We start from the raw sequence: 12,894 nt of genomic DNA on the forward strand, positions 1-12,894 counted from the left end.
CACGCATGACAAGCACACCACACACCAATCCAGCGCTGCGGGGCACGCCCCGCAAAAGCGCGGAGATTATTCGCTTCACCCCGCCGCCGCGCTCGATCGCATCGAGCTTTGAGCGCCCGGCTGCGCCTCAGTGGTTCTATGGTGACCGGGTCATCGGCCATATCCGCGGCCGCGAGTTTCGCGGGCACGTCCAATTCATCTCACGCGGCACGGCGGAGCCTCGCATCGGCGTGCGCGTGTTCGACGGGCCGGAGCAAGGCGTCCTCAAAATCATCGACAGCCGCGACCTGGTCGCACATCTCGGGAGCTTCATCCAATGAGCCAACTCATCTCAAAACTCATGGCGCTGGACATCACCACCGCCGATCTGGGTCTCATCCAGCAACTCATCAATCAAGCCGAAGAAGGCGCAACCAAACCGGCCTGGGCCACGGCCGGTGTTGCGCTTGATCGCGATGCCTCCAATCTGCGCCGCGCCGCCAAGCGGCTTGAGGAGGCCGGGCTCATCACCATCGAGCCGCTGACCATCTCCACCCAGGCCCGCGAGCTCTTCACCCAGGTCGAGGGCCTGCCCAGCATTGCCCGCGAGAAGATCCACCCCTCACCGCTCAACCCGCGCAAGCACTTCAATGAGGATTCACTTGCCCAGCTGGCGGCATCCATCAAGGACAAGGGCGTCAAGCAGCCCATCCTGGTCCGGCCGCACCGCGACAAGGCGGGCGAGTTTGAGATCGTGGCCGGTGAGCGGCGCTGGCGCGCAGCAGGCATTGCTGGGCTCGCCGAGATCCCGGCCCTCATCGAGGACGTGGATGATGCCGAGCTGGTCACCCTGGCCATCATCGAGAACCGAGACCGCCAGGACGTGCACCCGCTGGAAGAAGCCGAGGGCTATGCCACCGTCTTACGCCTGCGCGAAGCGGAAGGCGATGCCGACCAGGTCACCGCAGAGCTGGCCCAGCAGGCCGGATACAAGGACCGGCGCATCGTCCAGAAGCGCATCAAGCTGGCGCGCGAGCTCTCACCCAAAGCCAAGGAGGCCTTCCTGCGCGGAGAGATGAGCCTTGCCATCGCCCAGGTCCTTTGCCCCTTCCCGCATGACACCCAGGATGAAGCGCTCGAGCCGATCGCAAAGGGCTGGGGGCAATGGCGCACCGCCGAGGGCGTCAAGACCCTGCTGACCCAGGAGATCGGACTGCCCGCCAGCCGGGCCGCGTTTGATCCCAAGGAATACTCCGGCAAGACCCTCATCGATGAAGAGGGTGAAACCATCTACACCGATCGCGCGAAGGTGGAGAAACTCCAACGCGCCGCCCTGAAAACCGGCTTGACCCAGCTGGTCGAGGACGGTTGGGCCTTCGCCGAGATCCTCAAAGAGCGCTGGAATTGGCCTTCCCATGTCTCGCGTGTTGACGATGACACCGCCAAGCCGGGCGGCAAGATCGGCGTCCTACTTTATTTCAATGAGGACGATCTGGGCATTGAGCAGATTTTCTGCCGCAAGATTGCCAGCCCGGCCAAGGCCAAGAAGGACGCCGCCGACAAGCCGACCGGCCCGCAGGAGTATGAGCGCCGCCACTGGCGCGCCGCGCGGGTGAACAAAACCCAACGCCTGCAGGCGGCAATCTTCGCCCAGCCCGACAACTTCGCCAAGGCCATGGCCGTGCTGGGCGTGATCCCGCGCAAGAGCTGGCACCAGGACCACCAGATCTCACAATGGATGGAGGGCCGGGTGCGCAATGGTGAGGACAAAAACGTCCCGCACTTTGCCACTTTGGCCGCCGAGATCCGCAAGACCTCGGGCGAGGACAACGCCCCGGCCGGGTTTGCGATCTCCAAAGGTGAGGACGATTATGACCTTGTCACCATCACCGATGAGGCCAAGGCGCTGACCACCCTGCTGGCGGCGAAGAATATCTCCGCCATTTTCCGCGCGGCGATCGCCGCCCAGTGCGGATCCTGGCCGGACTACATGCCCGATCCGGGCGATGGCGGCACGGTGCGCGCCATTGCCAAGCGGGTAGAAGGCGATCTGCCCGGCTTCGAGATGTCGGCCGACTATCTCAAGCTCTTCTCCATTGACCAGATGCGCCGCCTGGCGGCCGCCTGCATCCATGAGAAAGCCGCCGCCGAGATGCCCGCCAAGAAGGCCAAGGCCATCGAGTTTGTCCTCACCCATGCCGATCGCAAGCTGGACTGGACACCACCGGAGATGAAATTCGCCACGCCGGATGCGGTGATGAAGGGCGTGGCCAAGCAGCTGGCCGAGCCTGCGCCCAAGAAGAAGGAGGCCGCGTGATGGACCGGCCAGACCTGAAACCGACCGCCGATTGGGCGAGAAAATATGCCGACTTTCTCGAGACGTTGACGCCGCAGATTGAGGCCATGCACGTCAAAGTCGGGGATGCCTCTGCCGATATGATGTCTGCAGCCAACGCACACCAGCTGAACATCGCCGCCCTGCGGGAGTTTGCCGAGATGTCGGAAACCCAGGACAAGCAAGACGCGGCTGCAGCGCTGGATCTTTTGGTGGATGAGCTGGTCATCACATCGATCCAGCGAGACGACGCATTGCGGAGGGCCGGATGATGCTGGACCAACTGCTCACCCGGATCTCGGCCGCACCGGACGGATCCACCCCCTTTGTGCAAACCGATAAGGGCCTGGTCTTCAATGGCCAGCTGGGGCGGCCGATCGATTATGGCCACTACTTTGATGATGAGCGCGGCTATCGGGTCTTCTTCGGCTTCCGCGATTCACCCGCGAAGAACACCTGGAAGCCCGCCGACCTCAAGCGATGGGCCGAAGGTCTCGCGCCGGTCACCGATGAGGACCGCGCCCTGGTCGATATCTGCCTCTGCCAGGCCATCCAGTGCGAGATGCTCAACCAGTATTGGGAAACCCTGGGCAAGCCCCAGGGCGGCATCCCGATGGAAGAAGGAGGGCGCTGCTAATGGCCAAAGTATCCGCCCAACAGATTGCCGAGATTTGCGAGATGCGCGAGCGCGGCCTGACCTTTGGCCAGATCGCCCTGAAAACCGGGATCCACAAGGAGACCGTCAACTGGCACTGCACCCGCAATGCTGCAGACCCTCCTGGGGCGCGGCCGCTGGCCGAGGATATTGTTGGCCCGGCCGTGATGAAGCGCGGCGACCATATCGTCCGGCGCTTCACCCCCGATGAGGACCGGCAGATCCTGGCGATGCGCCAGCGCGGCATGCGCCCCGCCGACATTGCCCGCAAGATTGAGCGCAAGCCGCACTCGGTGGCCGGGCGATTGATAACCCTGGCCCGCAAGGAGCAGCGCCGGGAAAGCGCCGCCCAGGGAGGCACGCCATGAGCGCCCTGGCCGCCGCCAATGACCATGAGGTTGCCCTGCCGGAGGGCGTCGAGCCGGATCCCTGGCTCGGCCGCAAGCAGATCGAGAAGGCCTTCGGCTTGACCGAGAAGCAGGTCCGGCACCTGCGCGAGATCAAGGAATGCCCGATCCGCAATGTGAAGGGGTTGGGCATCGGTGCCCGCCAGTCGGAGCTCGAGGCCTATCTTGAAGGCGATCGGGCGAAGGAGAAGTAGATGGCCGACACAACGCAAAGCCAGGAGCCCTGGATCTATGAAGGCCTGCGCATCCACCGCGATGGCAAACCCTTCGCCCAGTTTCGACAGGCCGAGACAGGCAACACAGCCACCTTCGGCTGGAAGGAGCGCACCTTCTCCGGCGCGCTGGTCGGCCGGATCTATGACATCGACACCGAGCGCAAAGACGATGACCGCATCTCGGTGATCTGGCCGAACTGGCGCACCGCCGACAGCAGGCCGCTCGAGGATGAAGAAGCTCGCACCGCTCTGGCCATGGCCGACCAGGCCAGCCGCACATCACTGCGCGCCATGAAGGCGGCCGAGAAGATGGCCAAGGAAGATCGGCTGGGCCGGGAGCTGGTGGAGATCCGCAAGGCCTATTCGCGCCTGCGCACCCCGATGCAGCGCCGCGCCTTCCAGCTGGCGCTCCTCGATCTACTGGACAAGAGCTTCTAGCCGACTCGACAATTCCTAAGCGGGGGCGTTTGATACCGGCCGGGAGGATGGCCCATGGCCTTCATAAGAAAAAACAAGCTCAAGCCCATCGATGGAAAACAGCAGACCAGCTGGACCGTTCACTGGCGACCCGTTCCTAACGGGCAATTCAAGAAGAAAACATTTCGCCGACAAGCGCTGGCCAAGGAGTATCTGGCCAAGCTCGAGCTCAAGCTCACCGGCCAGGGCGATCGCAGCGTCACCGTCATGGAAGGCGCACTCACCTATCTCAAAGTCTGCCAGGAGCTGGTGCGCGAAGATGAGATGCGCCCCCTCACCCTCGAGGAGAAGGAAGGCCACATCAACAATCACCTGGCCGACACCGAGCTGGCGGGCACGCCGATGCCCGATGTCGATGTGCCGCTCATCAATCGCTTCTTGAAGGATCTGCGGGAGAAGGGATGCTCACTCAAGCTGGTGCGCAAGATCCTGGGCACGGTGAGACTGATCTGGAAGCAGGCCGTGCGTGATGGCACCCTCGAGCCCGGCCACGCCAACATTGCCGAGCTCGCCGCGGATCCAACCGCGAAGCGCGGCCGCGGCCGACGCGCCGCTCCGGCCGAAGTCCCGCCGATCGATCACGTTAAGCGCGCCATTGCCCAGGCCGCCGAGCAGACCGCCCAGGATGGTGGGCTGGCCCACGCCCTGGTGCGCACCATCGTCAATGCCGGTCTGCGCACCTGCGAGATCCGCGCCCTCAAGACCGACTGCCTGGAACTCGGCGAGCATCCGACCATCCGGGTGGCGCGCTCGGCCGACCGGCGCAACCAGATCTTCGAGGAGCCCAAGTCAAGCGCGGGCTTTCGATCCATCCCCATCTCGGCCGAGACCGCCCAAGCGCTGCGGATCTGGATGATGGCGCGGCCTGCCTCCCGTCTGGACCTGGTCTTCCCAGGGCCACGCGGCGAAGTCTGGCGCTATGAGCACTTGAAGAAGAAAGTCTGGACCGGCGTGATGATCGCCGCGGGCCTGGCCGACAGCGAGATCAAGACCCGGATCCGCGATGGCAAGGAAGAGCGGTGGACCTATTGGACACCCTGGCACACCCCTCACCGCTTCCGCCATGTGGCCGCCTCGGCGTGGATTGCATCCAAGGCCGAGCCTAAATGGATCCAGGAGAAGATGGGCCACGCCAGCCTGCAGATGACGATGGACCTTTATGGCCATCTCTGGCCCTCAACCGATCTCGACCAACGCATTGCCAACCAGGCAGGCGCGCTCTTCGACTAACTCACCGCTCTCAACACTTTTGTGGACTCGGCCGGAGCTTTCCAAAATTTCGGCCGTTTTTTGGATTCGCGCCCGAGGAGAAGCGGAACAAAACACGCCCAAAAAAGTATCAAAAAAGTATCAGTAGCGGAAAGGAGTCTGCGGGAATCTACCGGAAACCATGGGAAAATAAGGGCTTAGCCAAACCCGCTAAAATCGGCCCGAATCCACCCTAGAACAAAGCCAGACCTCCGCCTAAGCGCTTGTTATTATAGCGATAATACAAGAGGAGAAATGGCGCACCGGGGAAGATTCGAACTCCCGACCCCCAGATTCGTAGTCTGGTGCTCTATCCAGCTGAGCTACCGGTGCTGACCCTTGTGCGGGGCCAGGCCCCGTCAGGAAGGCGCGGAACCTAGCCGCGCGGTTTTCATAAGGCAAGGCGGTTTTTGCGGTGAATCCGGTGCGAATTCAGCAACAGATTTGGCTCCGCCGCCCGGTGCCCGCACCGGACGGTCAGACCGCCCGATGCAGGGACAAGAGCCCACAGCAGAAGAGGCCCGGCCTGACCCTATTGCGTCCGGACCGCTACGCTGGTGGCGCCGCGCGCCACTCCGCCTTCGGTAAACCGCACAAAGACCCGATTGCGGGCCGGATCATTGGCAATGGCCGCCCCGGTTCCGCGGACGAACACGCCGAACGTGGCCGTGCCATTGGCCCCGACATTGACCTGAGCCGTCGCCGCGCGCGCCTGCGTACAGGCCCCGGTATTCGGATCCGTCGGGCAAACCTCGATATTCTGGATGGCGAGATTTCGCGTGCCGGTATCAGCAGCCACGTCAATCGTGCCTGCCGCGCCGACATTTGAGATCGCCACTGCAAACACGCCGACCCGGTTTCCTGTGGTCGGCACGTTGACGCGTCCGGGATCGCCGGACGTTGCCAGCGCGATAATGTCCGGCACCGCCGTCGCCGAGGACGTGAAGGTCAGCGTGTTGAGGCCAAGAATGAACTCGGATGACCGGCGGTTGGTGCAGAAAGCCTCGATAAAGAGGTTGGTTTCATCATTCGCCGAAGCCTGGCCGAGGCCGACATTATCGTTGAAATCGCCTGCGCTGGTCACAGAGAAGACGAAGTTCTGAACTCCGCCTGCCGGTATATCAATCGGCGTATTGGCCGTCCCGGTCAGGGCATTGGCCGCTGTCGTTGTTTGATAGGAGAACTGGCCCGCCGTTGCTCCGCCCAGCCGCAAGCGGCACTGCGTTGCGGTGGACTGGCTTACCGCCGGATTGATCAGCGTTGCAAAGGCCGTGGCAGGCGTGCCGTTTTGAACCGAGCGTGTGATGGGCAGGACCGAAGACACAACGCGTGGCGCTTCAGCCTGGAAGGCGACGATATCAAGGCTCTCCTCGCGCGCCGCCCGGGCATTGTCTGCCGGGTCCTGATTATCCATGGAAGGCGCTGAAAAATCACCGCCGGGTGCTGCGATCCCGCAGGCCACTCCGCCGGGACACAGGTTTAGCGCGGGGTTCGAGAAATAGGCAATTTCCTGCTCATTCCCGATGGTGCGCGACGCGCCTTGCGGACAGGTCGAGGCGGACTGCGGATTCTGTGGATTGGTGGGATAGGCCATAATGGTCAGGAATTCGCAATCCACCCGGTGGCCATTGGCGTAGTTGCGCACGCCCGTGCCCACGCCGGAATCCTCCACATTATGGGCAAAGCCCATATTGTGGCCGATCTCATGCGCGAAGGTGATGTCGGAACAAAACCCATCCCCGCCTGCCTGAAACCAGTCCCCAGACACCGAAAATCCGCGATTCGCCCAGCTGGCATTGATGTCGCCGGCATTCTGGCCACCGCCTTCCAGCGATCCCAGCAAGCTGGCAATGCCGCATCCGCCATGACCGTTTTGCGTGCGCTGCAGCACGGCCACCAGATCGGCCCCGTGCGTGGTCCGGACAGCGCGTTGTGCCGACAGGTCCTGGGTAATCGTCGGCGCTTCATTGTCTGTCACGCCGGAAATATTGGCCAGCGTCTGGGCCTGATCAGCATTGTCATCGGTCAGATTGACCACGTCGTGAAAGACAAGGCGCGCGCGAAGACCGGTATCGCTATCGATCAGCGCTTGATCCAGCACGGCCATCAAATGTTGCACCCGCCCGCCAGAGGCCATGCCCCAAAGCGCAGAAAAGCTCTGCGAATAGTAGACGGCAATATCGATGGTCCCGTTCGACCCGACCGGCACCATTTCAGCAATCGGTATCGAGGCCATCGGAGGCAAGGGCGACGCCGGATTGTTGAAATACTCCGGAGACGGCGGGGTATAAATTACGGTGTCATTCACCCGGTACCGCGTCGAGAGATCCGGCACACGGATAATTTCCTGATGGCCGTTAAGCGACACAACCTGCCAGAGACCGTCCGGTGTCGAAATGCGCCCGAAGACCTCGCCATTGGTTTCGGTCAGCAAAACCCGGCTGGCGATGGACTGGCCTTCCAGCCGGCCCGCCCAGACGCGCCCTCCCATTTCCTGATATCGGATCTCGTCCAGCTCGGCGGTATAGCCCGGCCCGAAATTCAGACCGATCGTCTCACCCGGTTGCATCTCCATAACGTCATTGGACAGGCCGTCAAAGACGATGCGGTCGCGGTCCCCGCCATCCGCCGACAGCGTCTGGACATTGGTGAACATGTCCTGCGCCAGTGCCCCGCCAGCCAATACAGTTGTCAGCGCTAAAGCTGTTGAAAACAGTCGCATAATTTCCCCCGAATTAGTTCCCTGGACCGACGCTAGCGGAGGAATTGCTGTCTGGCGAGAAAAAACTAGCGCTGGCCCGCCGCGTGCACGCCCCTGGCGATCGCCCTGGCCAGACAATCGGCTGCCATCGACCCAATGCGCGCCAGGGTGAAAGCCACCGGTTCTGCCAGCTTTTTTCGGCCCGTTGAAAGTGCAAACACGGTATCCCCGTCAAGCGGTGTAAAAACCGGGCGGATGGCCCTTGCAAAACCGGCGGACGCCATTTGCGCAACCCGTTTGGCATCGGCCGAGCTTAACATCGCATCGGTTGCTACCGCGGCAATGGTCGTATTGGCCCCGGCCGCCGGATTGAACTTCGCTTCGCCCCAGTCCTCCGGATCAAATTTGGTCTTCGCGGGCATCGGAATACCGCCAAATTCGCCATCGATTTCATACGGCGCGGCCCAAAAGGCCCCGGTGCCCGGTATCCTGACCGAACCAAAGCAATTCACCGCCACGATGGCACCAACAGTATAGCCATCCTCGGTAACCACGCTGGCGGTGCCAATCCCGCCCGGCAGGCTGCCCGCCATGGCGCCCGTCCCGGCCCCGGCCTTTCCTTCGGTGACATCCAGCGACACCGACGTCACCGCCTTCCGGCCCAGCGCCGCATAGGGCGGGGTGTCTCCCCAGCTCTTGTTTCCACCATTGGCCAGATCATAGAGGATCGCCGCAGGCACGACCGGTGAAACCGGAATATCCGGATTGGGAAATAATTCGAACCCGCGCCGCGCCGCGCCCAGCTCTGCCGCCACACCATCGGCGGCTGCCAACCCGTAAGACGACCCGCCCGACAAAACCACGGCATCGGCCGCATCGACCAGAGTTTCAGGTTGCAGCGCGTCAGTCTCGCGTGTTCCCGGCCCGCCCCCGCGCACATCAGCGGCGCATACAGCGCGTTCATCCGGCAGGATCACCGTTACGCCCGTTGCTATATCCTTATCCTGTGACTGCCCGACCTTCAGGCCCGGTACATCTGTGATCGCATTCCTTTGTCCGGGCTTTGCCATATCCGGGCCTTCCGCTTCGCAGTGCGCGCGGTATGGTGCCATCGAAACGAGGGGGAGCAAGGGTGTTGAACCGTTATCTTATTCTCAGCGTCGGCCTGTTGGCGCTGGCCGCCTGTTCACAGACGACGCCGGATCTGGATGTCACCTTGCCGGACGAACGCGGGCCGGAAACCGTCGAACTGCCGGACGTGGCCCTGCCCGACGAACGCGGCCCGGAAATCATGCCCGGCCCCGCCATGGTGTCGGCCGCCAATCCTCACGCTGTCGAGGCCGGGCTGGAAGCCCTGCGCAATGGCGGAAATGCGATTGATGCGGCGATCGCCATCCAGACCACGCTGACGCTGGTGGAGCCGCAATCCAGCGGCATCGGCGGCGGCGCTTTCATGCTCTATTTCGATCATGCGACCGGCGAGACCATTGTTTACGACGGGCGCGAGCGCGCGCCCGCCTCAACCACGCCAGAACACTGGCTTGATGAAGCTGGCGAGCCGATCGGCTTTCTCAATGCCTGGACATCGGGTCTGGCGGTCGGCGTACCCGGCGTCATCGCCATGTTCGCCGAGGCGCATGAGGATCACGGCCAGCTCGACTGGGCGGACAACTTTGCCTTCGCCGCAGACCTCGCCGAAGCCGGGTTTGAAATAAGCCCGCGGATGCAGGGTTTTATGGGCCGCGTGGCGGAATTTCACGACGTCTCAGCTTTCCCGGAGATGCGGGCATACTTTTATGATGAGGACGGCGAGGCATGGCCCGTTGGCCACCTCCTGGTCAATGAAGACTATGCGGCCAGCCTGCGCATGATCGGCGAAGACTGGCGGAATTTTTACGAAGGCGCGCTGGCGGAAGAAATCATCGCCGCGGTCAATTCCGGCCCCAATCCCGGCAATATGACGCTGGAGGATCTGGCCGGTTATCGCGCCAGCGTGCGCCAGCCGCTCTGCCGTCATTATCGCGCATGGGAAATCTGTTCGGCCCCGCCGCCGTCTTCGGGCGGCATTTCCGTCAACCAGATCATGGGGATGCTGGAACCCTTTGATATGAGCGCAACCGGGCCGGACACGCTGGAAGGCTGGCGCCGCTATATCGAGGCCAGCCGCCTGGCTTATGCCGATCGCGACGTGTTCATCGCCGACACTGACTATGTCGACGTGCCAGCCGAGGCTTTGTTGTCAGAGGAATATATCGCAGCGCGCGCGGCCCTGATTGATAGAGACACGCCATTGACCGGCATTGAAGCGGGCGAGCCCGATGCACCTGGAACCACGCATTTCGTGGTCGTCGATCATGACGGCAATGTCGTTTCCATGACGGCCAGTGTGGAATTTCTGTTTGGGTCCAACCGAATGGCCGGTGGATTTTTCCTCAACAACCAGCTGACGGATTTTAATCGCGACCCCTATGACGCGGCGGGCAATCTGACGGCCAACGCGCCCGATAGCGGCAAGCGCCCCCGCTCTTCCATGTCGCCCACCATCGTGTTTGACGAAGACGGCACATTTGTGCTCGCCACGGGCTCACCGGGTGGCACCTCCATCATCGCCTATGTTGCAAAGACACTGGTCGGCATGCTCGATTGGGGGCTGACCCCGCAGGAAGCGATCGAGCTGCCTAACGTGGTCGCACGCGGAGATACGGTGCGTCTGGAAGAAACATTCCCGGAGGACATCGCGGCAGAACTGTCAGCTATGGGCTTTACGCTGGATGCCAACCGATCGGAAAACTCAGGCCTTCATATTGTCAGGCGGCTGGGGGATGGCACGCTGATCGGCGGCGCCGATCCGAGACGCGAAGGGATTGTGGGGGAGCCTTGAAGTTCCTGCGAAGTCAGCGGCAAACTAACTTCATTATCCCGGCAACAGTTAGCCGGTCTGACGCATTCCTTTCGCGAGTCATCGAAACGGTGAGACCGTCGGCGCGACTTATATCATTTTCGCAGGCTCACATTTTTGACCCGACTGAAGACGATCCAGAGAATGCCGAGATCGTTTTTTCTACCCAGACTGTTTCATCAGTAGGTATTCTTGTTTCAGTTGGTTTGGCTGTCTCGATGGCTGGGCCTTTGGCGATCATCCTTGATCTCGCAATGGTCGCCAGCGTCCATATCATTGTTTTCTTTGCTTCAATCGGCCTAGCAGTTTTTGTGTTCGCAATCTGGAGTCTAATCCTGATGTTTGTTCGCCGGGAGCACGAACAGCTGATTGCGAGGGCTTCAGAAATGCTTGAAGAGTTTACTCCCCCACCGGAAGCGTAACCGCGAACACCGTCCCGTCCTCGCCGGTGCGGACCAGCACCACATCGCCTCCATGGGCGCGGGCAAGTTCGCGCGCCGTGGTCAGGCCCAGGCCGGTGCCTTCGCGGCGGGTCGAGGAGGTGAAGGGCTGGAACAGGTTTTCCTGCGCCTTGGCGGGCAGGCCCGGTCCGGCATCCGCAACCTGGATCGACACAAACCCATCGGCAGGCTCGGCGCTAACGGCAAGCCGGACCATACCGCCTGCCGCCGTCATCGCCTGCAGCGCATTGCGGAACAGGTTGAGGAAAATGCGGTGAACATGATCCGGATCAGCTTCCAGTGCCACGTCCTCACCGATCTCATTGATCCAGTCCCCTTCGCCGCTGGAATCCGTCGCCATGGCATCAGCAGCGGCTTCGTCCAGCGCCACCCTCAGATTCAATCGCATGGTTTGCGGCGGGCTTTCCTCGGCGCGGCCATATTGCAGCGTCGCTTCGGTCAGGCGGATGCCGCGGCCGACAGCGCGGACCATGCGGGCCCCCATCTTGCGAACGCGCTCATCTTCAAACGAAACCAGCCGGTCGGACACCAGCTGAGCGGCCGCCAGCACATTGCGCAAATCATGATTGATCTTCGAGACCGCCGCGCCCAGTGCCGCCAGCCGCTCGCGTTGCTTCATGGAAGAGCGCACATCTTCCTGCATCTCGGCGAGCGCGCGCTGCGCCACACCGATCTCATCGCGGCGGGCTTGCGGTGTGATACTGCTGGCCGGGTTTAAAGGGTCGCGCTGAAACCGCGCCATGGCGGCGGCCAGACGCCGCATTGGCCGGACAAAGGCATAGAGCAGCGTCACATACAATAATATCCCGGTGACAATCGCGATGAAGAAGGACAACTGGAAAAGCGTTGCGGAATAGGCGATCAGATCCTCCCGCATGGCCGTCTCCGGGACGATGACATCGATGATGTCGTCCGGGCGCGGCGCCGGGTTGGCGATGATCCTGAGATACCGTTCTTCGCGCACCATGAAAGTCTGCGCTGCCGCTGAAATCCGCGCCGGCCAGCTTTCATTGCGCAAATCCGCTTCGATCAGCGGCGCATCGATCGGCCCGCCATAAAGCACCAGCTCATTGCGGCCTTCTGTCACGCGGGCAACCGCCACAGCATCCGAGGCTTCCAGAAGCTCGCTCACCTCCATCTCGCCAAGCGTCCCGCCCGCGGCCACATCTGCCGCCAGCGCCGCGATAAATGCGGTTTCGGCCTGTTCGGATAGCCAATTGGTCCGGAACTGCGCGGCCAGCGGCAAAAAGATCAGCAATTGCGCCAGCATCACGAAGACCAGGGTGAACAGCAAAAGCCGTCCCGGCAGGCTCTCGAAAATAGCCCGGCAGGCACCGATCACAGCCAGTTGGAGACGCTGCGTCGCTGGGGGGGAAAGCGGCGTTTCGTTCATAACCCTCGTTTATAACCGCGATAGCCCACGAAATGCCGCTGAACAAGCAAGGGATCAGCCCTTGACGCCCTTATCACGCTCGCATATGAACCGCGCCTCTTGAGATTTGCCCATGTAATGGAGC

Annotated in this window: 13 protein-coding genes and 1 tRNA gene; 10 read left to right on the forward strand and 4 right to left on the reverse strand. The window is 62.1% G+C overall.

Annotation, left to right across the window (positions count from 1 at the left end; translation table 11 throughout):
* The first annotated feature begins 5 nt into the window (after positions 1-5).
* Genes ACO079_RS06915 through ACO079_RS06950 form a run of 8 tightly spaced genes read left to right on the forward strand, consistent with a single transcriptional unit; the run spans position 6 to position 5,298 of the window.
* Positions 6-320, forward strand: a complete 315-nt coding sequence (locus ACO079_RS06915) for a hypothetical protein (protein ID WP_421792805.1) — start codon at positions 6-8, stop codon at positions 318-320.
* Positions 317-2,296 (forward strand): ParB/RepB/Spo0J family partition protein, encoded by a 1,980-nt coding sequence (locus ACO079_RS06920; protein WP_421792806.1) that lies wholly within the window; start codon positions 317-319, stop codon positions 2,294-2,296. Before ACO079_RS06915 ends, ACO079_RS06920 begins: the two co-directional genes overlap by 4 nt.
* Complete coding sequence (locus ACO079_RS06925) at positions 2,296-2,586, forward strand: hypothetical protein (RefSeq protein WP_421792807.1); 291 nt, start codon at positions 2,296-2,298, stop codon at positions 2,584-2,586. Before ACO079_RS06920 ends, ACO079_RS06925 begins: the two co-directional genes overlap by 1 nt.
* Positions 2,583-2,951 (forward strand): hypothetical protein, encoded by a 369-nt coding sequence (locus ACO079_RS06930; protein WP_421792808.1) that lies wholly within the window; start codon positions 2,583-2,585, stop codon positions 2,949-2,951. Before ACO079_RS06925 ends, ACO079_RS06930 begins: the two co-directional genes overlap by 4 nt.
* On the forward strand, positions 2,951-3,337 hold the full coding sequence (locus ACO079_RS06935; RefSeq protein ID WP_421792809.1) for a hypothetical protein: 387 nt from the start codon (positions 2,951-2,953) through the stop codon (positions 3,335-3,337). The genes ACO079_RS06930 and ACO079_RS06935 overlap by 1 nt, the downstream gene beginning before the upstream one ends.
* Positions 3,334-3,570, forward strand: a complete 237-nt coding sequence (locus ACO079_RS06940) for a hypothetical protein (protein WP_421792810.1) — start codon at positions 3,334-3,336, stop codon at positions 3,568-3,570. The genes ACO079_RS06935 and ACO079_RS06940 overlap by 4 nt, the downstream gene beginning before the upstream one ends.
* The gene (locus ACO079_RS06945; RefSeq protein WP_421792811.1) at positions 3,571-4,029 is read left to right on the forward strand and encodes a hypothetical protein; all 459 of its coding nucleotides are present in this window, start codon (positions 3,571-3,573) and stop codon (positions 4,027-4,029) included.
* A 54-nt stretch (positions 4,030-4,083) separates the two neighbouring features.
* Positions 4,084-5,298 (forward strand): tyrosine-type recombinase/integrase, encoded by a 1,215-nt coding sequence (locus ACO079_RS06950; RefSeq protein WP_421792812.1) that lies wholly within the window; start codon positions 4,084-4,086, stop codon positions 5,296-5,298.
* Positions 5,299-5,572: 274 nt separating this feature from the next.
* Here ACO079_RS06950 and ACO079_RS06955 read toward each other — a convergent pair.
* The 3 genes from ACO079_RS06955 to ACO079_RS06965 all read right to left on the reverse strand — a co-directional run bounded on the left by ACO079_RS06955 (position 5,573) and on the right by ACO079_RS06965 (position 9,087).
* Positions 5,573-5,649: transfer RNA gene (locus ACO079_RS06955), tRNA-Arg, on the reverse strand.
* A 199-nt stretch (positions 5,650-5,848) separates the two neighbouring features.
* A complete protein-coding gene (locus ACO079_RS06960) occupies positions 5,849-8,038 on the reverse strand; it encodes a M12 family metallo-peptidase (protein ID WP_421792813.1) in 2,190 nt (729 codons plus the stop codon).
* A gap of 65 nt (positions 8,039-8,103) precedes the next feature.
* Entirely contained in the window at positions 8,104-9,087 is a 984-nt protein-coding gene (locus ACO079_RS06965) for a P1 family peptidase (protein ID WP_421792814.1), read from the reverse strand.
* 65 nt (positions 9,088-9,152) lie between these two features.
* Between ACO079_RS06965 and ggt the strand changes: the two genes are divergently transcribed.
* Together ggt and ACO079_RS06975 are read left to right on the forward strand one after the other, a co-directional pair.
* Positions 9,153-10,898, forward strand: a complete 1,746-nt coding sequence (gene ggt, locus ACO079_RS06970) for a gamma-glutamyltransferase (protein ID WP_421792815.1) — start codon at positions 9,153-9,155, stop codon at positions 10,896-10,898.
* Complete coding sequence (locus tag ACO079_RS06975) at positions 10,895-11,338, forward strand: hypothetical protein (protein WP_421792816.1); 444 nt, start codon at positions 10,895-10,897, stop codon at positions 11,336-11,338. The genes ggt and ACO079_RS06975 overlap by 4 nt, the downstream gene beginning before the upstream one ends.
* Here ACO079_RS06975 and ACO079_RS06980 read toward each other — a convergent pair.
* A complete protein-coding gene (locus ACO079_RS06980; protein WP_421792817.1) occupies positions 11,316-12,770 on the reverse strand; it encodes a sensor histidine kinase in 1,455 nt (484 codons plus the stop codon). The genes ACO079_RS06975 and ACO079_RS06980 overlap by 23 nt on opposite strands.
* Positions 12,771-12,894 lie beyond the last annotated feature (124 nt).

Origin of the sequence: Hyphobacterium sp., from assembly GCF_965228115.1 — a bacterium.
GTDB lineage: Bacteria > Pseudomonadota > Alphaproteobacteria > Caulobacterales > Maricaulaceae > Hyphobacterium.

Bases quoted from the DNA above. Each gene is read 5' to 3' on its own strand.
- ACO079_RS06950 (WP_421792812.1), top strand. From the start codon at position 4,084: ATGGCCTTCATAAGAAAAAACAAGCTCAAGCCCATCGATGGAAAACAG.
- ACO079_RS06920 (WP_421792806.1), top strand. From the start codon at position 317: ATGAGCCAACTCATCTCAAAACTCATGGCGCTGGACATCACCACCGCC.
- ACO079_RS06930 (WP_421792808.1), top strand. From the start codon at position 2,583: ATGATGCTGGACCAACTGCTCACCCGGATCTCGGCCGCACCGGACGGA.
- ACO079_RS06965 (WP_421792814.1), bottom strand. From the start codon at position 9,087: ATGGCAAAGCCCGGACAAAGGAATGCGATCACAGATGTACCGGGCCTG.
- ACO079_RS06945 (WP_421792811.1), top strand. From the start codon at position 3,571: ATGGCCGACACAACGCAAAGCCAGGAGCCCTGGATCTATGAAGGCCTG.
- ACO079_RS06980 (WP_421792817.1), bottom strand. From the start codon at position 12,770: ATGAACGAAACGCCGCTTTCCCCCCCAGCGACGCAGCGTCTCCAACTG.
- ACO079_RS06960 (WP_421792813.1), bottom strand. From the start codon at position 8,038: ATGCGACTGTTTTCAACAGCTTTAGCGCTGACAACTGTATTGGCTGGC.
- ACO079_RS06935 (WP_421792809.1), top strand. From the start codon at position 2,951: ATGGCCAAAGTATCCGCCCAACAGATTGCCGAGATTTGCGAGATGCGC.
- ACO079_RS06925 (WP_421792807.1), top strand. From the start codon at position 2,296: ATGGACCGGCCAGACCTGAAACCGACCGCCGATTGGGCGAGAAAATAT.
- ACO079_RS06915 (WP_421792805.1), top strand. From the start codon at position 6: ATGACAAGCACACCACACACCAATCCAGCGCTGCGGGGCACGCCCCGC.
- ACO079_RS06940 (WP_421792810.1), top strand. From the start codon at position 3,334: ATGAGCGCCCTGGCCGCCGCCAATGACCATGAGGTTGCCCTGCCGGAG.